Genomic DNA, 26,671 nt, shown 5'->3' with positions numbered 1-26,671 from the left:
GTAATTACCCGGTCATGAGCGCCCCCCCACGTTTCTCCCTCCCTCTGAAATCGTTTTCTCCCTTCCCTACACCTGCCCTGCCCTCACCTGCACTCACTCAACTATCCGCTGCAGTGGTCAATTAATTCCGGACACCTCGATAGGTGGTTTCGACGCCATTGCCCGTTCGTAAACGGTCGGTGGCAGATATCCCAGTTTTGAGTGCAGCCGCTCGTTGTTGTAATACCCAACGATGTATTCAGTGATGTCACGTATCGCTTCGGCGTGGTTGGCGTAATCGCGCCGCCATACCCGCTCCATTTTCAAACTCAGGAAGAAGCGCTCCATCACTGAGTTGTCCCAACAGTTACCTTTACGGCTCATGCTTTGCTGCATGTTATTTCTTGTCAGCAGCGCCCTGTAGCTCGCGCTGGCGTACTGGCTACCGCGATCCGAGTGAGCGATCAGACCAAGTGGCGGTTGACGCTGAGCAACTGCCAGTTGCATGGCACTACACACCAGCTCGGCAGGCATGTTCGGGGCCATGGACCAACCCACGATCTTGCGTGAGAACAAGTCCAGTACCACGGCCAGGTACAGCCAGCCGCTACGGGTCCGGATATAGGTAATGTCCGCCACCCAAGCCTTGTTCACCGCCGCGGGTTCGAATTGACGATTCAACACATTTTCAGCGATCGGCAGGTCGTGGTTGCTATCGGTCGTGTGCACAAACTTGCGCTTCCAGGCCGAACGCAGACCGTTGGCGCGCATCAAGCGACGAATTTTATAAACGCCTATTTCCATACCCTTAGCGCGCAACGCTTTACGCAACGGGCGACTGCCATAGCTGCCGCCACTCGCAGCAAACGACGCCTTGAGTTGCACAGTCACGGGACAAATCGAGGCTGGCGCTCCAGCACGCTTGTTGGCCTCGTAGAAACCGGATCGGCTGATACCCAGCAGCCGACAGACATACGCCACCGAATAAGCCTTCTGTTGCAGCTGACGAACCAGGCGATACGTTACTTCAGCTCGCGGGCAAAGAAGGCGGTGGCTTTTTTTAATACATCGTTATCCATCTTGAGCTGGCGGTTTTCCTGCTCCAGCTGCCGGATGCGCTGTTGCTCAGCCGTCAACGGTTTGCCGATTCCGGCCTCTCCCAGCTGTTCAGCCTCGTACTGCTGTACCCAGCGCCGGACGGCGGTCTCACCAATATTCAGGTCGCGACAGACCTGCGGAACGGCCAGTCCTTGGTCCTTGATCATCTTTACGACTTGCAGCTTGAAGCTGTCGTCGAATGCCCTGCGTTTGCCAGTCATGAAAAACTCCTCGATAGATGCATTCTCCACCTATCGAGGTGTCCGGGGAAATTAGACCACTACACCGCCTCCAATGGCCTGGAGGCGCGTCTTCAACCTCCCGGGCCTGGGAGCGCTGGTTCAGGCTCCGTCACCCTCATGGGGCTCTATACGCGGCGCAACAAGACATAAAAAAACCCCACGTCCGCAATGAAGGGACGTGGGGCAAAGGGATATGAAACGAGAGGTGAGGATCGTTTGCGCCACGACAAACAAACCACGAAAGCAGTTTGCGTCCACGCTCCTCAAAAACCATTTAAAACTGCCGTGAACCTGATGCAAAGTTAATAAGTATCAAAAATGATTGTTAGCCATTTGAGGCGCGCCAATCCGTTGTCATTGATAATTTGCAAGCGCAATCAAGCGCGTAAAGTGACAATCAAAGCCTGTCGCGCAAATGGGAATCAGTTCAGCCGAAGTGTAACATTAGGTTAAAATTGTAGGCCGTCCCGCCCCCGGCCTCGCACTTTTCGGATAGCGCGAATGACGCGTACCCAGCATCATCATTGCCCCCGATTGAAACCCCGTGGATTACCCTTGCTTGATTCCAGTGATATTTTTGATGGGCTTTTCCAGCACTGTCTAGTGGCTCACTCTGCACCTTCTGCGCTTGCCCGCTCATAGCCTTTCATCTCTCCGGCAAGACTGTAACGCGTCAAATCCAGCCTATCAAAACCGTCTCTATACTCAGCCAGAACCACCTGAACGGAGGACCCCCATGCACTACGCCTTCAAGTTGAAAAATGGTGCCATGGCTCTTTTCGACCCAGACACCGCCTTGCTTTCCATCACGACACCCTATGGAGATGTACAAAACTCCACGATAGGTAGAGCTGAATCCCGTCTACTGGACCTGCTGCTCAAGGAACCCGGTCAGACCAAAAGCCGTGAAGAGATCATCGACTACACCTGGAATGACCGCGTCGTTGCATCGGGCAGTTTGAATCAGGCTGTTTTCTCCCTTAGAAACATTCTCAACGACAGTCGGGACCATGAGATTTTGATGACGGTTCCTCGAAGAGGATATTGCTTCAACCGTCACTATGTCGTCGATGCACAGGCAGACTTGCCGACGCCCGCAGAAGAAGCCGGGCAACCTGTTGCGCCTGCCATTGAAGAGCCTGCGCCAACAAAAACCGATGAAATTCTGGTGCGCCCAGCGGAAACTAAAAAATCAACTTACATTACAAAAATCCAGTCAGTCGGCTATGTATTGACCTTGGGGGTATGCGCCTTCACTGGTTTCCACTCTGGATTCGACACACCCAAAATAGAAATCTCCAGCGTTAAACAGAACGAATTAGTCATCCATGCCGTTGGCCACAGTGTCGCGGAAGCTGAAACACTGAGGGATCTGTCAGCTAAGCAGGTACAACAGTTTTCACCTAATTTGAAAGGGCAGGTCTGGTTGAATTTGTTTAAATCAAACTATTCCGTTTCATGTGTTCGCCCGGACCTAAGCACTGCAAACTTACAATTGAACAGCAACCAAAAAGACCTCGCATTGATTATCCAGCAATGTTTGGAGGCAACCCTATGAAGCCAAAAATACCTGCAATTTCACACTGGATAGTGCTTGGCATCATCAACGCCGCCTGTATTTTTTCGTTGAACTATTCGCCGTCCTACTACATGGAAAATATCAGTTATCAAACCATTACCCGTCAATGGCTTGAAGATTCCAACCAACTCAACACTGAAGAATATCTAACCATTGGCCACGGTCGGCTGACACAAACCACTCTGGAAAGCCTGAACGGAAAAATTCGTAATGCAACTATCTCCGCGGATGTCATCCGGGAAAGCAATCATCACGTTCAGATAAAAATCAGCAGCGTCAAACTTAGCCAGGACAACGAACTGTTCGCCATTGAGAAGACGCCGGATCTTTTTTTCAGACGCCAATATGTGTTGCAGGAAGGGGCCGTTTTAAATTACGAGCTTATCCCTACCGCCGAAAAAAACGCCGTCTGTTTCTATGTGCATGAACTTGGCCGTTTGCGTTGCATGAACCACTAATCCATCTCCAGAAAGGCCTTCGCGTCAATTTGACCTGACACAGGCATTGATGTACCTGAGTCCAATGAAGTTGGTTCAAACAAAAAATAATAATTACTAATTTGAATCAAACGCCCTCCCCCGTCAAAGTCGCCCCTCTAAAATTCCAAGCGCCGTGCCTTCTGCCACTCAGCAGATAGCCGGCTCTGCACTTCTCCAAACAAGCCTCATGACATTCGGTCAAGTTATGTTTCGTTTAAAACACCTTCCCCTGAGATACCAGGGGAAAACATACACTTTTTGCGAGCCGTCAATTCGATGATAACCAAGATCCTGGCAGCTCTGTCTCTGGCTGCAATACCCCTGCATTCGCTGGCTCACGATGAGTACTCTACCGGCAGCACGGAAATTGAATTCTATGAAATAGAAGTCAGTCCGAACGAAAAGCTGAAACTGTCGCACTTGAAAATCCACGCTGAGAATGAATTCCATGGCGACGAGGGAGAAGCTGATAATCCACTCCCTCCTCCCACACAAAACTTTACCAATGAGCGACAAGCGTTTTCGCTCACCCCGCTTTGATAAGTGCTCGGGCCGCCATCTGCGAATAGAGCGGCTACTTGAGCATCCCAAATATGAGTTTTTGACTTTGATAAGTCGCCTGGGAGCACGACTATCCACAGGCCAAGCCGTGGCGGTGATGCGGCTGACACTCTGCTCTGCCTGAAAAATCATTAATAAGGAAAGCACGTCAATGCAGCTAAAAAACTTCGCAACCGCATCGTTCGGTGTACTGCTTTCTCTCAAGGCCATGGCCTATGACGAGGAACCTTGCAGCGCCGACCAGATACGCATCGAAAGCAATCAAAAAATGCTGAACGATGAAAAATCTCGTTACAAGATTTGCACAGACTATCGTGCTGATGATTTTTTTGCCTTTGATGCAGCTGCCCTCGGCCCAACAAGTGAAAAAACGGCCATCTTTGGTTCGAAAATAGCGCCGGGCAAACTTCAAAGCCTGCTGGATTTACCAATAAGCGATGCGTACGTATTTTCAGCGGCGTTGGAGCTCATACCCGAGTCATTGACATCGATGCCTAAAACAAATGATAACGACATCGAAATCGATTCAAGTGTCGTTGCCTCATAGCCCATACCCCGAATGAGAGGATTTGGGAGTAACAAGATTGTTAAATCTCAGCGTCTGGTTTTCCGGGCGTCGCTGTCAAGGAGCGGTCAAATGGATCACTCGTCAAACTCTCTCGATCGGGTTTCTTTAGCTACTGACACCGCCGCCCCTGACAGCCATTGCCTGGCACAATCCATTTAGTTGAAGAGCGTTAAATTCCATGAGCATCCCTGATGAAGTCTTTCATATAACCTCTACTCCTGCGGACAACTCCAATAGAACGATTGGTCGCTGGGAGATGAGCCTCACCCCATCAGAGCATCAAGCAAGCATTCGGCAGCATAAGCTCATTCATAGCCCGAGACTCCAATGCAGCAGACTGGAATTTGATTCAGCGATCACGCTCATTAGCTCTGTTCCTGATGGCTTTGTAACCTTTGCCATTTCACAGGCTTCTGTAGGTCGGCCAACTGTAAACAATCATGAATTGCGCCCTAACGAAATCATCGTGCTGTATAGCGGTGAACCCGTGCATTACACCTGCGAACCGAATGAAACTCTTTTTACCCTGACCACGACTTTGGAACATTACGAGCAGTGCCTCGAAAATCACTCAACTATCGACGTTCTTGCCTATCGAAAGGAACACCGCTTTCAGGCTGCCAATTTCAAATTAATGCAATCTGCCATTCAGGCCATCAACGCCTACTGCGTGAACGTCAATGACCCGCCTTTAAAACAACGTGGCTGCTCAGAAATTTCAGCCATTGAAAGTGCGCTATTGATTTCGCTACTTCAGGCGCTGACACCTGTTGGCACCTTGGCGCTTAAAGTTCCGACGAGAAGAACGGTCGCAATAAAAGCAATAGAATACATTCACAAAAACACGAAAAAGGCGCTTAGCATGAAGGCGCTGGTAAAACAGCTTGAAACGACAACTCGCACTTTGCATCATGGCTTCGTCGAAACATTCGGTATTTCGCCGATCGCCTATGTAAGAAACTTAAGACTCGCCAATGTCCGCCGAGACTTGATCCGTAAAACCTGGCCAACGGTTACCGAAACCGCAATGTATTGGAACTTCCATCATTTAAGCCGTTTTTCCAAGGCGTATCATGACGCTTACGGTGAAACCCCTTCAGTAACGGCCAGGCGCAACTCTGCAAAACTGGCATCCTCCAGCCGCTGAATATTTAAAGCCACGGCGGCACAACTCTTGATCGAGAAAAATCTGACTCATGCGGATCGCTGCAGGACTTTTCATGCCCTGCAGCTGACGCACCTTTGAGCAACAGAAACATCAAAAATAACGATCAATAATTTTCATTCATCCCTCTTAATTGCCACTATTTCTTATTTCTAACTCAAGGGGATAAGTATGCGCTATCGATTAAACTCACTGCCGCTCAAACAGAAAATCATCTTTTGTCTTGCTGCCTACTTGTGTGGTGTCGCGTTAGCCTGGTTGATTGACGGTTAATCTCCCCGACTGCTACTTCCCAAGTCAGGTCTCGCCAAGTCAAATAATGTTTTCCGGAGTTTTTATGATCGCAGCGTATAAAGCCTCGTTTAGAAAATACACCTTAGCTTTATGCGCAATGGCTGCAGCGGGTTCAATCGCATGGTTTTGTTCCGGGCAGCTTGCAGAGAATATTTTTGAGCAGCGCTTGAATAACGTTCACGACGATTTCAGTGCCGCTCAAGTCGAACCCAACACGCAAATCGATAAAGCACTGGAAGCCCTCGGCCGTTTTGATCGTTCAAGCCAGGAATGCTCCGGTGAGCAGTACTCACAAATAGCGGACACGGTGAAGAACTTTCGATTTATTTATCAAGCGGCAGTCCAACTTGAGAATGGCAGGATCTGCTCATCCTACGGGCAAAAAATCACATCGGTGTCAGCGGGAAACGAAAGCAACCGGATCCTGGTTAAAGGGCGAACCTATGAGATCAGTTCCGACCAGGCCACCTCCGCGGATACAGACTTCATCATTATTTCGCAGCAATCAGCTTACGTTTGGGTCAACAAGGAAATACTTCTGGACAATATGAACCTTCCGGAAGAGGTGCAATTGGACCTGCGCGGTCCAGGCGGTATGGCGTCCATTACCTCTATGAACCGCCAGCCCCTGAAGTTGCAAGAGCCGTTCCCCCTTGAAGAACTAGTTACCACGACAGACAAAGCCTATGTCGCCTTTCCCAACAACCGTAACGAACTGATCTCAGTCCTCTCAGTTGCGCTGAGTGACCTGACAGCGCTCAGATGGAAGTTGTTCGTTGTTCTGGCGTTCATGCTGGAAGCGTTGGTCTACATCGCATGGCGGATTCACAACTATTACACCTCCACCGTCGTTCAGTTACGCAAGGCCACAAGGGCGAACAAACTGAACGTTCACTACCAGCCTATCGTTAATTTGAGAACAGGACATCTGGTCGGCGCCGAGGCGCTGTCTCGCTGGAGCCTCAAAGGAGCCGCTATTCCGGCGGATGTATTCATCGCGGCGGCAGAGAAGTCCGATTTGATTTGCGAGCTTACGCGCTCGGTCATGCGCCAGGTCGCGGAGGATTACAGCACCTATTTTTGGGCATGCAAGGATTTCTACATTGCGGTGAATCTTTCCGCTCAAGACATTCTCGATTCAACCTTTCCAAACTTTGTCGCCAGCATCATGGCTACGTACAACCTACCGGCGTCTGCCATCGCCTTTGAAGTCACGGAAAGAGCCCTGTTAGACCATGAAAGTGCATCCATTCAACTGCAACGGCTTCGGGCGTGCGGGCACCGGATTGCCATCGATGATTTTGGCACCGGCTATTCCAGCCTCTCGTTCATCGAGTCAGTGCCTGTCGACATGCTGAAGATAGATCGTTCATTCATCACGCAGGACAAAATCGCCGCCAAGGACGCCCTGTGGCGACACATCACCCACATTGCCAAGGCGCTAAAGCTCGAGGTCGTCGCTGAGGGCGTCGAAGCTCAACAACAACTACCGCACCTCGCTTCAGAAGGCATGTTATTGGCTCAAGGCTGGTTATTTTCTAAAGAACTCCCCGCACATGCGTTGGCAAGACGTTTCTTTCAATGCCCTGCGAGCCTCAATCCTCAGACTGATTGAAGTAACCCAGAAATATAAATCAATGACTTCTATCAATCTGCGCAGTCACCCAAATTCTTGGCGAACACCTCACAATCGACAACCTGTAGAAGGACTCCACCTCACATGCTATTTCGCAACCTTGCCTGCGCTACTCTGCTTTCGTTGCTGTCTTTTCAGGCACTCGCGGACGACAAAGGTTTGTATCTTGGAGCTGGCGTAACCAACATTGAAACCGACAAATCTCACCTGAGCGATGAAGACAACAGCTATAAGGTTTTTGCCGGCTATCGTCTCAACGGTTATCTGGCCTTTGAAGGTGCCTTCGTTGATCTCGGCCAATTCGAGGACAAGGATCTTGATTTCGATGGCAAATCTGTTCAGGCCGCCGCCCATATCGGTTTTCCGCTGGGAGACCGGCTGCGAGTTTTCGGTAGCGTCGGTGCTCACGCCTGGGATGCTGATGGCAATGCCAGCGATGATGACACTGGCGTGGATCTGACCTACGGTGCGGGCATTGAGTTTGATGTATTCCGCAACATTGGCATCCGCGCGGAATATGAAGTACTGGAGGTCGGCGATATCGACCTGAATCAAACAACGGCATCTGCCTACGTTCTTTTTTAACGCCAACTTGAATTTGAGCGACCCTGCTGGTCGCTCAATGCACTCCCTGCCACTTACTCCCTGTCTTTCGTCGTGCGGATGAGATTGTTCCGCAGTTTCACAATAGCCTTCTTCATTTGTACGAAGTCTTCGGGATCAAGTCCGGTTTGCGGAAAGCCATCTTCGGTCAGGCCTTCACGCAGTTGTCGCCCCTCTTTTGTGAGTCTGATCCGCACTTGCCGCTCATCTTCCGGGTCGCGCTGGCGCAGCAAATAACCCATCGCCTCCAACTTCTTCAGGATTGGCGTGAGGGTATTGGATTCCAGGAACAGCTTTTCGCCAAGGCTGCCAACGGTCTGGTTGTCTTCCTCCCACAGCGCAACAAGAGTGATGTATTGCGTGTAAGTCAGGCCGAGCCGTTCGAGCATAGGCTTGTAAGCCTTGCCAAAGGCGAGGTTGGAGGAATAGACCGCAAAACAGAGGAAGTCAGAAAGCTTGAGATCGAGGGCGGAAGTCTTCTTAGCGGGTTTCATGATCATTCTCTGTGGCCAAAGACGTTTGGGGTTGTATGGCTCGACTATACATCGCATGCGATGGTATCGGAAGTGCCAACCCTTCTGCCGTTATCTGACCGGCTCACCAGGGATGCCCCTGGTGAGCCGGCTGTTTGGTGCTTCAAGCGGTAAGGACGTTAATGGCAACATCAATGTTGCCGCGTGTTGCCTTGGAGTAAGGGCAGATTGCATCGGCGTTGTGCGCCAGTTCGGTCGCTACCCCCTCTTCCAGACCCGGCACACGCAGAGTCAGTCGGGCCTGGAGGAAGTAGGCCGCGCCGGTCTGACCCAGATCGACTTCGATGTCGACGGCCGTATCGGCCGGCAATGTCACCTTCATCTGCTGGGCCGCCAGCCCCACTGCTGCGATGTAGCAGGCCGACCACGCTCCGGCGAACAGTTGCTCGGCTTTCGGGTGCGGCTGAACGCCCGTAAACACGTGTGCCGGTGCGGTGCCGCCGGGCGATGACAGTTCGATGTCCACGTTGCCGTTATGCCCGCGCGAGGTGCTGCCTGCACTGCTCAGGGTTGTGTGGGTTTTACCGCTGGCGAGTACTTTCTCGATCTTGCTCATGATGATTTCCTTCAGGTTTATAGTTTGCGCTGTTCGCATGCGCTTGTATCGCACGCGATATTAGTGACACATCCAGGATTCACGCCGTAATAACGTTCAGGGCAACGTCGATATTGCCGCGTGTTGCTTTGGAGTAAGGGCAGATGGAATCGGCGATGTGCGCCAGTTCGGTCGCAACATCGTGTGCCAGCCCCGGCACGCGCAGGGTCAGTCGGGCCTGAAGGAAATAGGCCGTCCCAGTCTGGCCCAGGTCGACTTCGATGTCGACGGACAGATCCGCTGGCAACACGATATTTCGCTCCTGGGCCACTAGCCCTACTGCCGCGGTGTAGCAGGCCGACCACGCACCGGCGAACAGTTGTTCGGCTTGCGGGTGCGGCTGGGTGGCGGTAAACAGGTGGGTCGGTTGGGCGGAACCGGGGGACGACAATACGATATCGAGGTTGCCGTTATGGCCACCGACACCGCTGTGGGTGGTGTGGGTTTTGCCGGTAGCCAGTACTTTTTCGATTTTGCTCATGGATGTTTCCTCGGGATTTCATATTTGCGCGATAAAATCGCATGCGATGCGTATAAGTAAAAAAAATGCCTTTTATCAATCAGCGGAGGCAGTGATCCAGTTGTTGCCATTGTGACCATGGGAAGCGTGATCGTTGAAGTGAGAGGTGGTGTGGCGGCTTCCGGTGTTCATGGCTGAATCTCCAACGGCAAAGGTTGTGGTTGATTGTTATCGCTTTCGATCTGATCGCATACGATGTATTAATACTCAGCCAAAGCCCCAATCATGTCAAAGATTATTTTACGACTCGGCGATGAGCGGTACATGCGGCTCATCGCCGGGGCCGAACCGCTGGTTGCGCGATTCGGATCGCTTTCACGATCGCTGCTGGAAATCCTGCACATCAGTTCCGAGACGGATTACCTGACCATCGAGCCCGGCATGCTTCCCGGCATGAACCCGGGAGTGCATGAGAAAGTGTTTGGGTCATTCCATAAAAACACTGTTGCGCGACCTCAAGATCAAGAGCAGCCTCAGTGACAGGTTCTACCTCGATTCGCCTCTCATGATGAAGGTTGTCGGACACACTCATCATGGCCCTCAAGTGAGGAAATGATGATCAAGCATTCATCCGTACTCGCCGCCATTGCGACGGCTATCGTACTTGCTGTTTCGCCCTTCATCAGCGCCGCTGACGCCGACAGCAGCAAATCCATCCGCGCCTTCCACGTCGATGTTCCGCAACAGGAGCTTGTCGATCTGCGCAATCGAATTGCAGCGACACGTTGGCCGGACAAAGAAACGGTGACCGATCGCTCTCAAGGCGCACAACTGGCCAAGCTACAAGAGCTGGTTCGCTATTGGGGCACAGACTACGACTGGCGCAAGGTCGAAGCGCAGCTCAATGCCTTGCCGCAGTACACAACCACCCTCAATGGCGTAGACATCCACTTCATCTGGGTTCGCTCGCCAAACCCGAACGCGATGCCGCTGCTCATGACCCACGGTTGGCCAGGTTCTGTGCTCGAGTTCCTCAAAGTCATCGGGCCGCTCACTGATCCGACAGCGCACGGGGGCAATGCCACCGATGCATTCGACGTCGTGATTCCGTCGATTCCAGGCTACGGTTTCTCCGGCAAGCCGAATGGCACCGGTTGGGACCCGGACGCTATCGCGCAGGTTTGGGCGCAACTGATGCAACGTCTTGAGTACACCCATTACGTCGCCCAGGGTGGCGACTGGGGTGCTCCGATTACCAGCGCAATGGCGCGCCAGGCTCCGCCCGGCTTGCTTGGCATTCACCTTAACTTGCCAGCCACAGTACCGCCGGAAGCGGTCGCGGCGCTCGCTGCCGGAGGTCCCGCGCCAGCGGAATTTTCCGAGAAGGAGCGCGCGACCTTCGACGCCCTCGCCACGCTCGTCAAACAGGGCAATCTGGCTTACAGCGCGATGATGGCCGCGCGGCCACAAATGATGGGCTACGGCGTATCCGACTCCCCGGTATTCCTGGCGGCGCTTATGCTCGTGCACCCAGGTTTCGCCCAGTGGACATACGGCGCCGACCCTCAACAGTCACCGACGAAAGATGAGGTGTTGGACGACATCACACTGTACTGGCTCACGAACAGCGCTGCCTCCGCAGGACGGCTCTACTGGGAGAACATGGGACGCAGCCCGCTTTTTTCGGCAGCCCAGAAGACTGCTGACATTTCATTGCCGGTGGCCGTCACGGTGTTTCCACAGGACGTCTACTGCCCTCCCGAGTCGTGGGCCCGGCGCGCCTATCGCAACTTGATCTACTTCCACCAAGCCGCCAAGGGCGGTCATTTCGCGGCCTGGGAACAGCCGCAGCTGTTCACCGAAGAACTTCGTGCGGCGTTCCGAACGATACGCTAGCCGACCTGAAGAACCTGAAAAAACGGGCGCCTTATCGGCGCCCGTTTTCGTTCAAGGGGTCGGTGATACATCGCTGTAATTACCCTCTCCCCCGGACTGCCACTTGTCGCCCATTCTGATATGTTTTTTTTCACTATATTGATTTATGAAATATTATGTGCCAATCATAGTCTCGCAAACCGGCCCACCTCGCCAGATCGGTCGGCCGTTCGTATCACCCAAACGCCCCCTCCAAGGAGTCAACAATATGAACAAGACAGAACTTCTAGGTGCTCTGGCACTGTGCGCCGCAAGCTTGCTGGCACACGCCGACGAAAGCAGCTTGCGTATCGGTATCGAAGCCGCCTACCCACCCTTCTCCTTCAAGACGCCAGAGGGCAACGTCAGTGGTTTCGACTACGACATTGGCAACGCGCTGTGCGAAGAGATGAAGGTCAAATGCGAGTGGGTCATCCAGGAATTCGACGGCATGATCCCGTCGCTGAAAGTGCGCAAGATCGATGCGGTGCTGTCGTCGATGTCGATCACTGAAGACCGCATGAAGTCGGTCGACTTCAGCAAAAAGTACTACCACACGCCGGGCAAGTTCGCGATGAAGGCCGGCAACGTGATCAACGACCCGCTGGTCGATCTCAAAGGCAAGAAGCTCGGCGTGCAACGCTCCTCGACCTATGACCGTTTCGCCACCGAGCAGCTTGAGAAAGTCGGCGTCGAGGTGGTGCGCTACTCCTCACAAAATGAAGCCTTCCTCGATCTGGCTGCAGGTCGCCTGGACGCCACGCTGGCAGACATCGTCAACACCGATGAGAGCTTTATCAAAACACCATTGGGTAAAGATTTCGCACTGGTAGGGCCGGACATCAACGACCCGAAATACTTCGGCAGAGGCGCCGGGATCGCGGTACGCAAAGGCGACAGTGCGAACGTTGCGCGCTTGAGTGCGGCGATTGACGCGATCCGCGCCAATGGCAAGTACCAGCAAGTGATGGGCAAGTACTTCGCCTTCGATATCTACGGCGAATAAGCCCTACCCGAAACCCCGGCGCCGGCCCCTTGCGGGCGCCGCTTTTGGCTTGTCTCGTGCGCCTCCCGGCGCTCGCTTGAGGAACTTCATCATGCTTCACGGCTACGGATCGAGCATTCTCGATGGCGCCTGGCTGACCATTAATCTGGCCCTGACTTCCATGACCCTGGCCATTTCCCTGGGACTGATCGGCGCGGCCTTTCGTTTGTCGCCGTTTAAATGGCTGGCGGTGTTGGGCGAAGGCTATACAACCCTGATTCGCGGCATTCCTGACCTGGTGTTGATCCTGCTGATCTTCTACGGCGGCCAGGATCTGATGAACCGCATGGCCCTCGCACTCGGTTACACCCAGTACATCGACATCAACCCCTTCATCGCCGGCGTCTGCACCATGGGCTTCATTTTTGGTGCCTATCTTTCGGAAACCTTTCGCGGCGCCTTTATGGCGATCCCCAAAGGTCAAGGCGAGGCCGGCGCGGCTTATGGCATGAGTGGCGCTCAGGTGTTCTGGCGGATTCTGGTGCCACAGATGATTCGTTTCGCCATTCCCGGGTTCACCAACAACTGGTTGGTGCTGACCAAATCCACCGCGCTGATCTCGGTGATCGGTTTGCAGGACATGATGTTCAAAGCCAAAAACGCAGCGGACGCCACCCATGAGCCGTTCACGTTTTTCCTCGCGGTTGCCGCGCTCTATTTGATGCTGACCAGCGTGTCATTGCTGGTGCTGCGCTATCTGGAAAAACACTACTCGGTCGGCATCAAAGCCGCCGAACTGTGACTGGGAGCACACCCATGATTCTCGACTACAACCTGATTTGGGAAAACCTGCCGCTGTATTTCAATGGCGTGTTGGTGACCTTGAAAGTGCTGCTGATTTCCCTGGCCGTTGGCCTGGTGCTTGCGGTTCCTTTGGCGCTGATGCGCGTCTCCCGCTCACCGCTGATCAACTTCCCGGCCTGGCTCTACACCTACGTGATTCGCGGCACCCCAATGCTGGTGCAATTGTTCCTGATCTATTACGGGCTGGCGCAGTTCGAAGCGGTACGTCAAAGCGCGCTCTGGCCTTACCTGTCCAGCGCGACCTTTTGTGCGTGCCTGGCCTTCGCGATCAATACCAGCGCCTATAGCGCGGAACTCCTGGCTGGCAGTCTGAAGTCCACGGCCCATGGCGAGATCGAAGCCGCCAAAGCCATGGGCATGTCGCGCCTGACTTTGTACCGCCGCATCCTCCTGCCATCGGCCTTGCGCCGGGCGCTGCCGCAGTACAGCAACGAGGTATTGATGATGCTGCAAACCACCAGCCTGGCGTCCATTGTCACGCTGGTGGACATCACTGGCGCCGCGCGAACCGTCAGTTCGCGCTTCTATCTGCCGTTCGAGGCGTTCATCACGGCCGGCCTCCTCTACCTGGTCCTGACCTTCATCCTGGTTCGTCTGTTCAAACTGGCCGAGCGCCGCTGGCTGGCCTATCTGGCACCGCGCAAGCACTAAGGAGCGTTATGAAGCACATTCAATACCTTTTGCCGTGGAGTGCCTCGGGCACAGAGCGAAAGTTGTCGCTGTTTCGTTTTGGCAGCGGACCGCGCAAGGCCTACATCCAGGCCTCCTTGCATGCCGACGAGCTACCGGGGATGCGCGTCGCTGTTGAGCTCAAGCGCCGTCTGCAGGAACTGGAAGAGCAAGGTCGCCTGAACGGGATAATCGAGTTGGTGCCGATGGCAAATCCGATTGGTATTGCCCAGATGTTCCAGGCCACCCATCAGGGGCGCTTTGAGTTCTCCAGCGGGAAGAATTTCAATCGCGACTTCCCGGAACTGACTGAGTCCGTAGCGCAGCAAGTGGAAGGTCAGTTGGGCGAGGATGCCAACGCCAACATCGCACTGATCCGTAGCGCCATGCGCGACGCACTCACCCACCTGCCGGCAGCGACATCGGAGCTCGATGGTTTGCGGCGACTGTTGATGCAGCATGCTTGTGATGCCGATGTGGTGCTGGACCTGCACTGCGACTTCGAGTCGATCATGCTGCTGTATGCAATGCCGCAAAACTGGCCGCGCTTGAGTTCATTGGCCGCCCGCCTGGACGCTGAGGTGGCCCTGCTGGCCGAGGCGGCGGGAGGTAACGCTTTCGATGAAGCCTGCGCGATTCCCTGGCTGCACCTGGCCGAGCGCTTTGCGCACGCCAATATTCCACTGGCATGCGTGGCCACCACCATCGAATTGCGCGGCATGGCTGACACCGAACGAGAGCAATGCGTCGACAGTGCGCAGGCCATTCTTGGCTATCTCGCCGACCAAGGCCTGATTAGCGGAGTCTGGCCCGCCGCGCCACCGAGCCGTTGTGAAGCGACACCGTTCGCCGGTGCGCAGTACGCCTATGCGCCGCATCCGGGGGTGGTGAGTTATCTGCAACCGTTGGGCGCCCACGTCAAGGTCGGCGATCCGCTGTTCGAAGTGCTAGATCCGCTGACCGATCAACACAGCGTGGTGCACGCCAGCACCGACGGCATCCTGTATGCCCGCGAACGCCTGCGCTTTGCCCAGCCCGGTTTGTGGCTGGCCAAAGTGGCCGGCAAGTCCCCTATTCGCCAAGGCCGTTTGCTCAGCGATTGATTCCAGAGAGTTGAAACCATGTACAAACTTGAAATTCAGGATCTTCACAAAAGCTACGGCGCCCATGAAGTGCTCAAGGGTGTTTCCCTGGAAGCGAAGGCCGGTGATGTCATCAGCATCATCGGCTCCAGCGGTTCCGGCAAAAGCACCTTCCTGCGTTGCATCAACCTGCTGGAGCAGCCCAACGCCGGCAACATCGTGCTCAATGGCGAACAGCTCAAACTGGTGACCAATAAACTCGGCGGGCTCAAGGCTGCTGAACCCAAGCAGCTGCAACGCATGCGTTCGCGACTATCGATGGTGTTTCAGCACTTCAACCTCTGGTCGCACATGAGCGCCCTTGAAAACGTCATGGAAGCCCCGGTACATGTGCTGGGCATGAACAAGAAAGAGGCCCGGGAAAAAGCCGAGCACTACTTGAACAAAGTCGGCGTGGCGCACCGCATGGACGCCTGGCCCGCGCATATGTCGGGTGGTGAGCAGCAGCGCGTGGCGATTGCCCGTGCACTGGCCATGGAACCTGAAGTAATGCTGTTCGATGAACCGACGTCGGCACTCGACCCGGAACTGGTCGGCGAAGTGCTTAAAGTCATGCAGGATCTGGCACTCGAAGGACGCACCATGGTGGTCGTGACCCACGAAATGGGCTTTGCCCGCGAGGTCTCCAATCAACTGGTGTTCTTGCACAAGGGCCAGGCCGAAGAGCGTGGCAACCCGCGCGAAGTGCTGGTCAATCCTCAGTCCGAGCGTCTCCAGCAGTTTCTGGCCGGCAGCCTGAAATAATCACCGGCTCGCTCACCACTCCTTGGCCTGGCGATGCACAACGAGGTTCGGCTTCGGATACACTCCAGCCAACCTTATGCCAGGCCTTCCCTAACCCTTTGGAATTGTTGAGCCGGATATGCCGACCCCTTCGAAAAACACCACGGTCTATGCCGCGCCGGTGATGCGCAAACTGGCGGAAATCGTTTCCGATTTACCGCCGTCACTGCGCAAGGTGGCGGATTTTATCCTGCGTCACCCGCTGAGGGCCGCGACGCTGACCATCGAAGAAATGGCCCATGAAACGTCCACCTCACCCGCAGCGGTCAACCGTTTGGCCAAGGCGCTGAACCTGGGTGGCTATACCGGCATGAAGTCCGAACTGGTCGCGACGCTGCAGCAGATGGTGTCGCCGGTCGACAAACTGCGCAACGAACTGGCGCATCGTCCTGGCGGCGCGTTTGGCTTGCATGAACAAATCCAGAGCGCCACCAGCAACCTTGCCGCGGCGGCGACCAACAACCATGCAGACACCTTTGAGGCGTTCGTCACTCGCCTGACCAAAGCCCGCAAAATTTACATCCTGGGTTTTGGCAACAGTGTCTACTTCGCCGGTCTCGCGGCCTCAACCCTGATGCCCTTTTGTGCCGACGCCACCGCCATCAGCATGGAGGGCGGCAACGAAAACGCCGCTTACCGCCTGGCTGCAATTACCGATCAGGACGTGCTGCTGGCTATTTCCCTGCCGCGTTATTCCCTCGACACCTTGCAACTCGCCCGTTTTGCCAATGAGCGCGGGGCTTCGGTGCTGGCAATCACTGACTCCCCCGCGTCACCTCTCACCGGCGTTGCCGAACATGTTTTATTTGCCCCTGCCGACCATCCGGTAATGACCAGCTCCAACATCGCTGTGCTCGCTTTAATCGAAGGGTTGGTGGCGGGTGTGATGGCGCGCAACAAAGAAGCCGTCAAACTGGCGACCGAACTGACTGAAAGCGTCATGTCATACCTGCATATCCCTTCCAGAAGCAAATCGCCGAAAAAGTGATATCGCTAGGGGACAGTCATCATGAGCGCCTGGAGTAGCGTCAAAACATTTCATCTCCTCTGCCGATTCATTTAGACTTTGCGATTGGCTCATAGGGCCATGCCATGCCCTATAACGGATATCCAAGTTAAATCCTTATGAAAAAAATAATTGATGCCGTTCGAAATCATTATTGGAAAAAATGGATTCGCAGGCATAAATGCAAAGTGGCAGGCGGCCTATTGTCATTGCACAAGAGGTCGACACTGACACTAGAAGAGGAAGTATCTCTAGGGCATGTTGTTATAGAAGCGAAAAATTTAAAGATCGGCGCTCATACCTATATCAGAAGTGATTGCGTGCTTTCGGCGGTATCCTCTATCGGCAGGTTCTGCTCTATTGGAAGCGGCTGTTTTATCGGACAGCAAAAAAGCTCACATCCGTCAGACTGGCTCAGTTCACATCCTTTTCAATATACCGATACGCATTTGTCTTTCGACCCCGACGTTGCTGATATAACGATTGGGCATGACGTTTGGGTGGGGCACAGTGCGATGATCCTTGAAGGGGTTACCGTAGGCACAGGTGCGATTATCGCAACCCGCGCCCTGGTTGCCCACGACGTGCCGCCCTACGCGATAGTTGCTGGGGTCCCTGCAAAAATCATCAAGTATCGACACGCGCCCGAGGTCATTGAAGAATTGCTCGCCAGTCAGTGGTGGGAGTGTGATGTCGGGTTCCTCCAGACGTTACCGTTGAACGACCCTAAAACCACTTTGCCTCTATTGGCTGTCCAGCATAAAGAAAAACGTGCTGACTATAAGTCCATCCAGATAACACGCAAAAAGTGCAGCGTTCTGTCCTGAACAAACCGCCTGGAAAAACCGGGCGGTAGCAGACGTATCTCTGACAAGACCCCCTCGCCAAATCACCCTTCGGACATCGACAGCAAGCCATTATCCAGTCAAACGATCGTGCTTCTGATTCCGCCAGGGTTTGGCGGTCAGCATGACAAGGCGGGCTGGCGTAGCGTCTGATCGCGTCTTGCGCCGTCATAAATCTATTTTTGATAATTATTAATTTCCCGTCCCCTTCCCATCAGTTTGAAATGCGCTTCGATGAGGTTAGTCATACCTGTCACGTGTGGGTTTTGATGGATGCCTCGAATGCAGTCAAACCTGCATTTTGGAGAGATTGTCCTCCTCACAATTTGTGTTGTTTCTCCCTGCGTCTTCACCCAAGACACGCAGACGAAAGAACACATGCAGCACTTCGATTGTTCCAGATTCGAGACTGCGCCAAGCCACTACATGGAGGGATTCCAGAATGCTGATAAAAATCGAGAAAGCGAGCACGCCGGAAGGCTGGAATGTATGGATGAACGAGTGGTGCGTTAAGTTTCACAGCTATGCACAAGCGTTGGCGTTCGTGAACAGATTGGAAGGCAGGATAAATGCATCACACACCTTGCCTGTTAGCGTAGACGCCCTTGAGTTGGAACCGTCTTAACCTGAGGCCACCCTGACTTCGGTGAACTTGAAGTATAAAAAAGCCCCGCGCTCTGGCGGGGCTCTCAATATGCACGCATTAGCGGGCATCCGACGTTAGCTTGCACTCAGGCGCAATCTGTAGCCTCAATCGAAACCGACGAACCTTGGAAAACGGCGAGCTCGCCCCGCATAACTTCGTAAAGATGTTGCGAAATAGGGGTGAAATCGTTGCCAGTGAAGTCAGCGGGACCATTTGCAGCTGAGTGACTGATTACCGTTAACTCGCCATTCTGTTCATTAACCGTAAAGCTGGGAAGCAGGCGTGAATGGAGAGAAACCACCGTCTATGGCCGGGCATCGAGCGTTTTGAGGTTGAAATAGGCGTAAACCTATTTCAGGACTAGACATTTTTGACCAAGTGCATGTTCGCGTCGCCCGACCAGGCTATTGTATTTACACACCGTCCGAGTGGGAGGCAGCCGGTCACCAACGTATCGCATGTATACAATTAAAACCAACAATTTTCATGAGTGAATACAAGCATACTTTTTAGCGAATGAGATTCAATGAAGCTTCGAGCACCTCACGCGGCAATGGCACGTCACTAGTCAAGACCTGTTTATCCTGAGTATATCGGAACGAAAACACCAGAAGAATGCCCTCTAACCTAGCTTCGTCGATGTATGGAAACGGCTATTAGGGTGGAGCATAGTCTCTATGCACCATTTGAAAAAAAGCGCATCCATGCTAAAACCAATGTATTCAATATTAAGTATTTTCGGATTCAATTAATGCGCACGACTCGTGTAATCGATGATTCGGCCAAGGACTGGCGGCGCAGAACGGCCGCGAGGTGCCAGGCGCTGGCTCATGGGCGCTACGCTCTTTTGCTCGTCATGTGTCAGATGTTCGCCAGCGTAGCCAATGCGCCAGCTTCAGGAACGATAGCGAGCTAATATGCCCTCCAAAAAATCATCGTTAAGAATGGGCGGGCCTGGAGAAATTAGCACAAGCCCATTCCGTCGATTCCCGGAAGTAGTTGACGCGATAGGGGGTTCCTCGCGAGGCGTTTTCAAAGACGCTGGTATCAGCCTTGAGCAATTTGCATATGAAGACAACCATCTCGCCTACATGGACGTTGCTCGCCTGTTCAACACGGCATTCGAACACACTCAGTGCCCCCATATTGGCCTGTTGATCGGTGAGCGCTTTTCGCTGGATCATTTGGGTCCGGTGGGTCAGCTTATGCGTCTTGCGACTACACCAGGCGATGCATTGAACGACCTGGTCGGGCATGCCAATCTCTATGATCGTGGCGCGACCCCACTCCTTCTTCCCTTGGCGGGCCAACACAGTTTGTTGGGATATGTCATTTATCGCCACGACCTGCCCAATCAATCATTACTTGTTGACACTGCCGTCATGGTTGGCCTCCAAATGCTGCGGGCCTTATTAGGCGCTAACTGGACGCCCGCTCGCGTGCAGTTTTCATATCGCAAGCCATCAGACATCACCCCGTACGTCAGAAAATTTCGCTGTAACATTCAGTTCAATGCAAGCATTTCCGGACTTGTAATAAACAATCAGAAACTCCGACAAATTCAATGTACGGCGAATCCACGCTTACACCATCTGCTTAAACTGGCTATTTCGACCGCCACGTCACATTTGACGATTTCAGAACAAATAAAGAGCCAGACATACGCTTTATTATTGAAAGGCCAGGCGAATTCCAAGCACATCGCCAGTCAATTCTCATTGAATGAAAGAACGCTGCGACGCCGGCTGGATGCAGAAGGTTCTCACCTCAAAGAACTGATCACCGACTCCAGAAGCAACTTCGCGCGGCAGCTCTTGAAAGATACCAATTTGCCGATATCCACAATCTCTCAGACCCTTCAATACCAGGATCCAAACGCCTTCTCCCGTGCATTCAAAACGTGGACAAATACGTCACCACAGCATTGGAGAGATGGACTGGAGGTCGCATCCATTTAAGGGTGATCCCACTGTTTCCACGCACCCGTAATACCGCGCGTCGGTGTCCGAAAATGCAAGATGCCTTTCTGATGATTGCCGTAAAGTGAACGCGACAACAGGCTAACTGCAAAGCTGATCTTCGGCTTTTTTGTGCTGTTCATGAGGCTGGCGATTAGTTGCACCTGCGGTTGGAGTTCCGCGCAGACACTCAAAAAAGCCGCACGAGTAAAAGACGGCGCCCTGGACTTGGGGCGATCTAAAGATATCGATTGAGTCATCTGCTGAGAGGGATTTCATGCCATTAAATAAAAGTGTGTTGTCGATTACTGTCCTTGGTGCGCTGACACTCTTTACCAGTGGCCGCAGTGTTGCCGGTGGCCTGATGTTGTACGAAATCGCCACCGACAACGTCGGGCTGGCCAATGCCGGTGCAGCGGCTCGGGCACAAGGCCCTTCAACCATCGCCAGCAACCCCGCTGGCTTGAGTTACCTCAGCGGAACACAGATCTCCGCTGGTGCTCAGGTTCTTTTTGGGGACTTATCGTTCGATAGGAACAGTGAAACCAATACGCCGGGCGCTGGCAGCGGTAACGCGCTCGACCCCATACCGGGCGGCAGTTTCTTCATCAGCCATCAACTGGATGATCGGTGGTCCGTCGGTTTCGGCTCCTATGGCGATTTCGGCCTCACTGAAAACTACGACAACGACTGGTCCGGCCGTTATTTCGTGCAGAACGCGAGCATTGCGGGACTGTCACTGGTACCCAGTGTCGCCTATCGCTTCAACGATCAATGGTCCGTCGGCGTCGGACTGAAAGCCATGTACGGGATGCTGAAGAGCGAAGCCGCCATCGATCAGGCGCCGCTCGGACTGACACAAAGGGGCGACGGCCAATACAAATACCGGGACAGCACATGGGGTTACGGCGCCAACGCAGGCGTCATTTATGCACCAAAACCAGGTACCCGGATTGGCCTGGCCTACACCAGTCAGGTTGACCTCGACTTCGAGGATCGCCTGGATGTGGAGAGCAGTGCTCCGCTGGTGAGCCGCCTCAACAGCGTCAACACCAAGATCGACCTGAAAGTACCGCAAACGGCGACCCTCAGCCTGTACCAGCAACTGGACACGCAATGGGCTGTCCTGGCCTCGGTCAATTGGCAGGACTGGTCGAAATTCGGTGACATCGGCATTGACGTAGACACGTCCCGAACCGGTTCCCGGTCTACCTCGATCGATGCGCATTACAAGGACACGTATCAATTGGCGCTTGGCGCTCAATACCAGATGAACCGGGACTGGCTCTGGGACTTCGGCGTTGCCTATGACACGTCCGCCGTGTCCGACGCAAATCGTACGCCCACCGTGCCCATGGGCGCCGCCTGGCGCTTCGCCACAGGCTTTACTTATTCACTGAATAAAGAGACAGACGTGAATTTCAGTTGGGTCACGGTGTGGATGGGGGACATGTCCGTCGATCAGCAAAAAAAGCTGTCAGGCAATCGTGTCTCAGGCGAGTTCGACAACGCCTGGATTCAAGCCCTGACGGCCAACATGACTTGGCGCTACTGAGAAAAATCCAGGATCGTTTCAGGTGTCATGCCTAGTATCTAACCGTGGGCATGAACGCTCACGACACCGGTTTGTACAAAACTAACGAGGTGAAAATGAACAGGAAGTCTCACAGTGGCTGGACATTGGCTGCGGCGGTCGTCGTAGGTTCAACGCTTTTCACCGGGTGCACGAGCAAGCTCGATCCGATCACACAGGCCGACAAGGCGGATGTGGCCAAGGGCGTTCTCGCGCCGAGCCTGGAGCAAACCAAGGCGATCGCCGAGGAAGGCTTTATCTACGGCTTGCCGCTGGTCATGAACTACGCCGTGATGAACGAATTCGCAGTGAATTCCAAGTCCAGCCAGTTCAAGGCGCCCTTCAACCAACTGCACAACGATCATCAGGTCGCGACACCGGCTGACACGGCCATCATTACACCCAACAGCGACACGCCGTACTCCTTCCTCTGGGCCGACCTGCGCGCCGAGCCGCTCGTGATCACCGTGCCGGCCGTTTCCAAAAAACGCTACTACGCGGTTCAAATGATCGACGGCAACACCTATAACTACGGCTACATTGGGAGTCGGGCAACTGCCAGCGCGCCCGGGAACTATCTGATTGCAGGTCCTGACTGGAAGGGGGTGACACCTCCAGGCATCGAGAAAGTGTTCAGCTCCACGACCCCCTTCGCGCTGACACTGATCCGGACCCAGTTGTTCAATCCGGCCGACATGCCAAATGTCGAGAAGGTGCAGGTGGGCTACAAGATCCAGCCGCTGTCCGCCTTCCTCCATCAACCTGCGCCGCCCGCCTCGCCGAAGATTGCTTTCGTGCCGGCCACGACGGGGGGCATCAAGGCCAACTTCTTCGAGTACCTGTCAGCCGCGTTGGAGTATGTGCCGCCATCGGCAGACGACAAGGAGATCCGGTCCAAGCTGGCCAGCATCGGCGTAGGCCCCGGCCGTAGCTTCGAATTCAAGGACCTCTCGCTCGAGCACAAGGCCGTGGTCCTGCTCGGGATGAAGGCCGGCGATGAGCAGGTCGACAAGTTCCTCTCGAGCGGCATGAAAAACATCAACGGCTGGAGCGTCGGCGCGTTTTTCGGCGACCAGGCGTTCTACAAAGGCGACTGGCTGATGCGGGCTAGCGCTGCGAAGGCGGGTCTGTACGGCAATGACGCTGCCGAGGCGATGTACCCCATTACGCGTACCGATGGCAACGGCCAGACGTTGAATACCGGCAAGCACAACTACACGCTGACGTTCCCTGCCGGAAAACTGCCACCCGTAAATGCCTTCTGGTCGGTGACCATGTACGACGGCAAGAGCCAGTTGCTGATCAAGAATCCGATCAACCGCTACCTGATCAATTCGCCGATGTTGTCGGCGATGAAGAAGAACGCGGATGGTTCACTGACCCTGTACATCCAGAAGCATTCGCCGGGCAAAACCAAGGAGTCCAACTGGTTGCCGGCGCCTGACGATACGGCCTATCTGGTGATGCGCCTCTATTGGCCGAAGACCACGCCGCCTTCAATTCTTCCCGCTGGCGCGGGCAACTGGCAGCCGCCGGCAGTGGTGGCATCGAAGTAACGCGACGCTTGCGACTGCTTGCAGTTGGCAAGCAGTCGTTCGATTGCTCAGGCTGAGATCCAGTGGGCCCTATTCCGAAAGGGCTGAGGCCACAGGGTCTGACCTTGAATAAAAGACATTCAGGAACACATCCCTCAAGGAGTACCGTTATATGAACTTCGCGCACAAATGGATAACGGGTGCCGCACTGAGCAGTTTGTTATTGACCGGCTGCGTATCGAAAGTCACTGAAGCCGAGCAATACTCGGGCTACCTGTCCAACTACAACAACTTGCAGGAAGTCAAAACGGCAAGCGGCGGCACAACAATGCGTTGGGTCAGTCCGTCGTGGAACCCGAATGCCTATGACACGGTGGTGTTCAACAAGCTGGAGCTCTATCCCGCGCCCAAGCCCGATGAGCGGGTCAACCAGCAAACGCTGACCGACATCCAGAACTACATGACCGGTAAGGTCAAAGGCACCCTGGGTCAGAAATACCGTGTGGTTTCCAATACCAGCGCCGCGCCGGTGGGTTCCAACACCCTGCTGATGCGTGCGGCGATCACCGGGGTGAATGCCGAAAACGAAGGGATGAAATGGTACGAAGTGGTGCCGATCGCCGCCGTGGTCGGAGCAACACAGGCCGCCACCGGCCACCGTGATCAGGACAGCACTTTGTTCATCGAGGCCGAGATTATCGATGCGAGAACCAACCAGACGGTAGCCAAGATTGTACGCAAGGTGTTTGGTACAACGCTGGAAAACGAGAGCCAGAAGATCACCGCCCAAGACTTCAAAGCGGCGATAGACAAGTTGAACGTCGATCTCTGGGCGTTCATTCGCAGTTAAGCCTTGATTGAACTGCCAACAGACGTTGGCTCAATACACGTCCAGCAGAGGATGCTGACATGTCTTCCTCTTCATCGCTTCCGTCGCGGCCTATGTCACAGGTCCTCTGTGAAGCCGGGACATAGAAACGATTCAAGGACGCAGCTGAAAGGCATTGCAATCAAATACCAATAACGAGGTGCACCGCAATGAAAGTAATCCTGTCCTGGCTGTCAGTCACATTGATGACGGTGCTGATAAGTGCCTGCTCCGCCGTCGGGTCAACCGATGGCGGCGCCGGTGAAATCGAAATTCGCTCAGGGAAGATCGAGCAGATATCGCTGACGCAGATGCAAACCAGCCACGACAGTGGTGTCGGCGCCGTACTCGGTGGTCTTGGCGGCCTGGCGGTTGGCAGCTTGATCGGGGGCGGCACCGGGCGTGACGTCGCCATGGTTGCCGGCGCGCTCGCCGGTGCTGCTGGCGGTAACTACGCCGAGAAGAAAAAGTATGACCAACCGGTCGAGGCGCAACAGATCATCGTGCGGGTCAACAGTGGCGTGCTGGTATCGGTGACCCAACCGATCAATCCGTCCCTGACTAAAGGCTCGAAGGTGTATATCCAGGGCTCAGGCAATGATGCCCGCGTTGTGTCGCAAGGCAGTTAAGGCTGACTGTTCGGATTCGTAAAACACCGTACCTGCCTTCTTAATAAATTTTGTAGGAGCGAGCTTGCTCGTGATGGACTCAAGAGCGCTGCGTTTATTCTGTAAACACGCGATTTCGTTAACGACCATCGCGAGCAAGCTCGCTCCTGCAAAACCTCCCACCGGCAAAAAAAGCAAAATGGCCAAATGACCATTAGAGGCATGACCAGCGAGAGGCAGAGGCTACTCATGTAGTAGTCACTGCAACGGTAAACTTTACGCCCCTCTTACCTGGACCCGACAAATACTTGACTGATTGGAGAAGTTAAACTTGTAACGCAAGTAACCTCAGCATGAAACAAGACGTGTCAACAACAGAATGGGGGGCTGTTCGCTGCGCTTCAGTTAATTACGACCCACTGCGATTGAGGTATTCAAGTAACTTCTGCTAGTCGTTAGCAGGCTCCCGTTGATAATCGAGGGGCCCGCGGCGATCGGTATCCAGGGAATTCGACATGAACAAGTACATTGAACGACTTTTGCTATCGTCTTTGGTTTTCGGTATTTCCGTTTCCAGTCAGGCCGACGATCAGGCGGAGCTGGCTAAACAGTCATTAAATCCAGTCGCGGCGCTGTACAGCTTGCCCATCCAATACAACTGGAATCAGAAAATGGGGCCCTCCGGCGATGGAATCCAGAGTGTCACCAATATCCAGCCGGTTTTACCCTTCACACTTAATGACGATTGGAATCTGATCTCTCGCACGATCCTCCCGATCATTGATCAGCATGGGCTGGCACCGAGGGGTATCGCCGATAAAAGCGGAGTGGGCGACACCTCGCAAAGCTTCTTTTTCTCTCCCAAAAAGCCGACCGAGGACGGCTGGATCTGGGGTGTAGGCCCCGCGTTGTTGTTACCGACCGGTAGTGATGAGCTACTGAGTAGCGAACAATGGGGGATTGGACCGACAGCGGTGGCGTTGAAGCAGGCCAACGGTTGGACGAACGGTATTCTGGCGAACCACATCTGGTCGCTGGACAACAACCCGGCCAATGACAAGGAGAAGGTCAATCAGACATATCTGCAACCCTTTCTGGTCTATACCACAGCGTCGTACACCAGTTTTGGCATTAATACAGAATCCACTTACGACTGGGAAGCCAGGGAGTGGAATGTGCCGATCAACCTGTTCGTGACGCAATTGTTCAAAGTCGGCAAGCAGCCCATGAGCCTTCAGGTAGGGCCGCGATACTGGGCGGACAGTCCTGAAGATGGTGCGCACGGCTGGGGCTTTCGGGTGGCGTACACGCTACTCTTTCCTAAGTAAAACTATCCGTAAGATTTATTTTTAGCATCAGAGGACACGTTGCTGTCATGTCAGCAGCGTTGTTTGATTTGCTGCTTATACTGACCGAGCAGTCTGAGCTTGCTATCCGTCGTGTTTCTCCTCGATCAGTGTTGCGCTCGCGCCCACCCACATCA

At 54.0% G+C, this 26,671-nt stretch carries 26 protein-coding genes; 22 read left to right on the top strand and 4 right to left on the bottom strand.

Features of this window, described 5'->3' with window-relative positions:
* Positions 1–117 precede the first annotated feature (117 nt).
* A protein-coding gene (locus LOY55_RS11190) for an IS3 family transposase (protein WP_408980969.1) occupies positions 118–1,298 on the bottom strand; the annotation gives its coding sequence in 2 pieces (ribosomal slippage) (positions 118–1,031 and positions 1,031–1,298; 1,182 coding nt in all).
* 757 nt (positions 1,299–2,055) lie between these two features.
* On the opposite strand from LOY55_RS11190, the gene LOY55_RS11185 reads away from it, so the two are divergent.
* From LOY55_RS11185 to LOY55_RS11155, 7 genes are all read left to right on the top strand, one after another.
* Positions 2,056–2,877 carry a winged helix-turn-helix domain-containing protein gene (locus tag LOY55_RS11185; RefSeq protein ID WP_109787041.1) on the top strand — a complete coding sequence of 274 codons (822 nt, stop codon included), beginning with the start codon at positions 2,056–2,058 and terminating at the stop codon, positions 2,875–2,877.
* Complete coding sequence (locus LOY55_RS11180) at positions 2,874–3,356, top strand: hypothetical protein (RefSeq protein ID WP_046028136.1); 483 nt, start codon at positions 2,874–2,876, stop codon at positions 3,354–3,356. Before LOY55_RS11185 ends, LOY55_RS11180 begins: the two co-directional genes overlap by 4 nt.
* Positions 3,357–3,653: 297 nt before the next feature.
* Positions 3,654–3,917, top strand: a complete 264-nt coding sequence (locus LOY55_RS11175; RefSeq protein ID WP_109787042.1) for a hypothetical protein — start codon at positions 3,654–3,656, stop codon at positions 3,915–3,917.
* A gap of 172 nt (positions 3,918–4,089) precedes the next feature.
* Positions 4,090–4,485 carry a hypothetical protein gene (locus tag LOY55_RS11170; RefSeq protein WP_046028139.1) on the top strand — a complete coding sequence of 132 codons (396 nt, stop codon included), beginning with the start codon at positions 4,090–4,092 and terminating at the stop codon, positions 4,483–4,485.
* A gap of 199 nt (positions 4,486–4,684) precedes the next feature.
* Positions 4,685–5,653 carry a helix-turn-helix domain-containing protein gene (locus LOY55_RS11165; RefSeq protein WP_046028140.1) on the top strand — a complete coding sequence of 323 codons (969 nt, stop codon included), beginning with the start codon at positions 4,685–4,687 and terminating at the stop codon, positions 5,651–5,653.
* A 355-nt stretch (positions 5,654–6,008) separates the two neighbouring features.
* A complete protein-coding gene (locus LOY55_RS11160) occupies positions 6,009–7,580 on the top strand; it encodes an EAL domain-containing protein (protein ID WP_223523237.1) in 1,572 nt (523 codons plus the stop codon).
* Positions 7,581–7,685: 105 nt separating this feature from the next.
* Entirely contained in the window at positions 7,686–8,186 is a 501-nt protein-coding gene (locus tag LOY55_RS11155) for an outer membrane beta-barrel protein (RefSeq protein WP_046028143.1), read from the top strand.
* 53 nt (positions 8,187–8,239) lie between these two features.
* Here the strand turns inward: LOY55_RS11155 and LOY55_RS11150 are convergent, their stop codons facing one another.
* The 3 genes from LOY55_RS11150 to LOY55_RS11140 form a co-directional block, all read right to left on the bottom strand.
* Positions 8,240–8,698, bottom strand: coding sequence for a MarR family winged helix-turn-helix transcriptional regulator (locus tag LOY55_RS11150; RefSeq protein WP_223523239.1), 459 nt, complete (start codon positions 8,696–8,698; stop codon positions 8,240–8,242).
* Positions 8,699–8,840: 142 nt separating this feature from the next.
* Positions 8,841–9,293, bottom strand: a complete 453-nt coding sequence (locus LOY55_RS11145) for an Ohr family peroxiredoxin (RefSeq protein ID WP_109787046.1) — start codon at positions 9,291–9,293, stop codon at positions 8,841–8,843.
* 79 nt (positions 9,294–9,372) lie between these two features.
* Positions 9,373–9,813, bottom strand: a complete 441-nt coding sequence (locus LOY55_RS11140; protein WP_258667987.1) for an Ohr family peroxiredoxin — start codon at positions 9,811–9,813, stop codon at positions 9,373–9,375.
* 264 nt (positions 9,814–10,077) lie between these two features.
* Between LOY55_RS11140 and LOY55_RS11135 the strand changes: the two genes are divergently transcribed.
* The 15 genes from LOY55_RS11135 (at position 10,078) to LOY55_RS11065 (ending at position 26,516) form a co-directional block, all read left to right on the top strand.
* Entirely contained in the window at positions 10,078–10,332 is a 255-nt protein-coding gene (locus LOY55_RS11135; protein ID WP_223523241.1) for a hypothetical protein, read from the top strand.
* 72 nt (positions 10,333–10,404) lie between these two features.
* Positions 10,405–11,688 carry an epoxide hydrolase family protein gene (locus LOY55_RS11130; protein ID WP_177412264.1) on the top strand — a complete coding sequence of 428 codons (1,284 nt, stop codon included), beginning with the start codon at positions 10,405–10,407 and terminating at the stop codon, positions 11,686–11,688.
* A 247-nt stretch (positions 11,689–11,935) separates the two neighbouring features.
* Positions 11,936–12,712 (top strand): ABC transporter substrate-binding protein, encoded by a 777-nt coding sequence (locus tag LOY55_RS11125; RefSeq protein WP_077430450.1) that lies wholly within the window; start codon positions 11,936–11,938, stop codon positions 12,710–12,712.
* A gap of 91 nt (positions 12,713–12,803) precedes the next feature.
* Positions 12,804–13,493, top strand: coding sequence for an ABC transporter permease (locus tag LOY55_RS11120; protein WP_109787048.1), 690 nt, complete (start codon positions 12,804–12,806; stop codon positions 13,491–13,493).
* 14 nt (positions 13,494–13,507) lie between these two features.
* Entirely contained in the window at positions 13,508–14,206 is a 699-nt protein-coding gene (locus tag LOY55_RS11115; RefSeq protein WP_223523243.1) for an ABC transporter permease, read from the top strand.
* An 8-nt stretch (positions 14,207–14,214) separates the two neighbouring features.
* Entirely contained in the window at positions 14,215–15,327 is a 1,113-nt protein-coding gene (locus tag LOY55_RS11110; RefSeq protein WP_077430451.1) for a succinylglutamate desuccinylase/aspartoacylase family protein, read from the top strand.
* Between the two features lie 18 nt (positions 15,328–15,345).
* Entirely contained in the window at positions 15,346–16,110 is a 765-nt protein-coding gene (locus LOY55_RS11105; protein WP_046028165.1) for an ABC transporter ATP-binding protein, read from the top strand.
* A gap of 118 nt (positions 16,111–16,228) precedes the next feature.
* Complete coding sequence (locus LOY55_RS11100; RefSeq protein ID WP_223523245.1) at positions 16,229–17,137, top strand: MurR/RpiR family transcriptional regulator; 909 nt, start codon at positions 16,229–16,231, stop codon at positions 17,135–17,137.
* A 137-nt stretch (positions 17,138–17,274) separates the two neighbouring features.
* Positions 17,275–17,982 (top strand): CatB-related O-acetyltransferase, encoded by a 708-nt coding sequence (locus LOY55_RS11095; RefSeq protein ID WP_223523247.1) that lies wholly within the window; start codon positions 17,275–17,277, stop codon positions 17,980–17,982.
* A gap of 1,581 nt (positions 17,983–19,563) precedes the next feature.
* Positions 19,564–20,604: an AraC family transcriptional regulator gene (locus LOY55_RS11090; RefSeq protein WP_109787054.1), complete on the top strand. Its 1,041-nt coding sequence runs from the start codon at positions 19,564–19,566 to the stop codon at positions 20,602–20,604.
* Positions 20,605–20,881: 277 nt separating this feature from the next.
* Positions 20,882–22,159 carry an OmpP1/FadL family transporter gene (locus LOY55_RS11085; protein WP_223523248.1) on the top strand — a complete coding sequence of 426 codons (1,278 nt, stop codon included), beginning with the start codon at positions 20,882–20,884 and terminating at the stop codon, positions 22,157–22,159.
* A 95-nt stretch (positions 22,160–22,254) separates the two neighbouring features.
* Positions 22,255–23,733, top strand: a complete 1,479-nt coding sequence (locus tag LOY55_RS11080) for a DUF1254 domain-containing protein (RefSeq protein WP_080943011.1) — start codon at positions 22,255–22,257, stop codon at positions 23,731–23,733.
* A gap of 151 nt (positions 23,734–23,884) precedes the next feature.
* A complete protein-coding gene (locus LOY55_RS11075; protein WP_109787056.1) occupies positions 23,885–24,562 on the top strand; it encodes a DUF3313 domain-containing protein in 678 nt (225 codons plus the stop codon).
* A 188-nt stretch (positions 24,563–24,750) separates the two neighbouring features.
* Positions 24,751–25,209 carry a glycine zipper 2TM domain-containing protein gene (locus LOY55_RS11070; RefSeq protein ID WP_046028173.1) on the top strand — a complete coding sequence of 153 codons (459 nt, stop codon included), beginning with the start codon at positions 24,751–24,753 and terminating at the stop codon, positions 25,207–25,209.
* A gap of 494 nt (positions 25,210–25,703) precedes the next feature.
* Positions 25,704–26,516 carry a hypothetical protein gene (locus LOY55_RS11065; protein WP_109787057.1) on the top strand — a complete coding sequence of 271 codons (813 nt, stop codon included), beginning with the start codon at positions 25,704–25,706 and terminating at the stop codon, positions 26,514–26,516.
* The last annotated feature ends 155 nt before the right edge of the window (positions 26,517–26,671 follow it).

It is taken from the genome of Pseudomonas sp. B21-040 (assembly GCF_024748695.1).
Lineage (GTDB): Bacteria > Pseudomonadota > Gammaproteobacteria > Pseudomonadales > Pseudomonadaceae > Aquipseudomonas.
Note: the sequence above shows the minus strand (reverse complement) of the source record. Positions and strands in the feature narration are given on the sequence as shown.

Bases quoted from the DNA above. Each gene is read 5' to 3' on its own strand.
- LOY55_RS11155 (WP_046028143.1), top strand. From the start codon at position 7,686: ATGCTATTTCGCAACCTTGCCTGCGCTACTCTGCTTTCGTTGCTGTCT.
- LOY55_RS11130 (WP_177412264.1), top strand. From the start codon at position 10,405: ATGATGATCAAGCATTCATCCGTACTCGCCGCCATTGCGACGGCTATC.
- LOY55_RS11090 (WP_109787054.1), top strand. From the start codon at position 19,564: ATGCCCTCCAAAAAATCATCGTTAAGAATGGGCGGGCCTGGAGAAATT.
- LOY55_RS11185 (WP_109787041.1), top strand. From the start codon at position 2,056: ATGCACTACGCCTTCAAGTTGAAAAATGGTGCCATGGCTCTTTTCGAC.
- LOY55_RS11150 (WP_223523239.1), bottom strand. From the start codon at position 8,698: ATGAAACCCGCTAAGAAGACTTCCGCCCTCGATCTCAAGCTTTCTGAC.
- LOY55_RS11160 (WP_223523237.1), top strand. From the start codon at position 6,009: ATGATCGCAGCGTATAAAGCCTCGTTTAGAAAATACACCTTAGCTTTA.
- LOY55_RS11165 (WP_046028140.1), top strand. From the start codon at position 4,685: ATGAGCATCCCTGATGAAGTCTTTCATATAACCTCTACTCCTGCGGAC.
- LOY55_RS11135 (WP_223523241.1), top strand. From the start codon at position 10,078: ATGTCAAAGATTATTTTACGACTCGGCGATGAGCGGTACATGCGGCTC.
- LOY55_RS11110 (WP_077430451.1), top strand. From the start codon at position 14,215: ATGAAGCACATTCAATACCTTTTGCCGTGGAGTGCCTCGGGCACAGAG.
- LOY55_RS11080 (WP_080943011.1), top strand. From the start codon at position 22,255: ATGAACAGGAAGTCTCACAGTGGCTGGACATTGGCTGCGGCGGTCGTC.
- LOY55_RS11070 (WP_046028173.1), top strand. From the start codon at position 24,751: ATGAAAGTAATCCTGTCCTGGCTGTCAGTCACATTGATGACGGTGCTG.
- LOY55_RS11065 (WP_109787057.1), top strand. From the start codon at position 25,704: ATGAACAAGTACATTGAACGACTTTTGCTATCGTCTTTGGTTTTCGGT.
- LOY55_RS11115 (WP_223523243.1), top strand. From the start codon at position 13,508: ATGATTCTCGACTACAACCTGATTTGGGAAAACCTGCCGCTGTATTTC.
- LOY55_RS11170 (WP_046028139.1), top strand. From the start codon at position 4,090: ATGCAGCTAAAAAACTTCGCAACCGCATCGTTCGGTGTACTGCTTTCT.
- LOY55_RS11085 (WP_223523248.1), top strand. From the start codon at position 20,882: ATGCCATTAAATAAAAGTGTGTTGTCGATTACTGTCCTTGGTGCGCTG.
- LOY55_RS11125 (WP_077430450.1), top strand. From the start codon at position 11,936: ATGAACAAGACAGAACTTCTAGGTGCTCTGGCACTGTGCGCCGCAAGC.
- LOY55_RS11105 (WP_046028165.1), top strand. From the start codon at position 15,346: ATGTACAAACTTGAAATTCAGGATCTTCACAAAAGCTACGGCGCCCAT.
- LOY55_RS11075 (WP_109787056.1), top strand. From the start codon at position 23,885: ATGAACTTCGCGCACAAATGGATAACGGGTGCCGCACTGAGCAGTTTG.
- LOY55_RS11145 (WP_109787046.1), bottom strand. From the start codon at position 9,293: ATGAGCAAGATCGAGAAAGTACTCGCCAGCGGTAAAACCCACACAACC.
- LOY55_RS11175 (WP_109787042.1), top strand. From the start codon at position 3,654: ATGATAACCAAGATCCTGGCAGCTCTGTCTCTGGCTGCAATACCCCTG.
- LOY55_RS11100 (WP_223523245.1), top strand. From the start codon at position 16,229: ATGCCGACCCCTTCGAAAAACACCACGGTCTATGCCGCGCCGGTGATG.
- LOY55_RS11180 (WP_046028136.1), top strand. From the start codon at position 2,874: ATGAAGCCAAAAATACCTGCAATTTCACACTGGATAGTGCTTGGCATC.
- LOY55_RS11120 (WP_109787048.1), top strand. From the start codon at position 12,804: ATGCTTCACGGCTACGGATCGAGCATTCTCGATGGCGCCTGGCTGACC.
- LOY55_RS11095 (WP_223523247.1), top strand. From the start codon at position 17,275: ATGAAAAAAATAATTGATGCCGTTCGAAATCATTATTGGAAAAAATGG.
- LOY55_RS11140 (WP_258667987.1), bottom strand. From the start codon at position 9,813: ATGAGCAAAATCGAAAAAGTACTGGCTACCGGCAAAACCCACACCACC.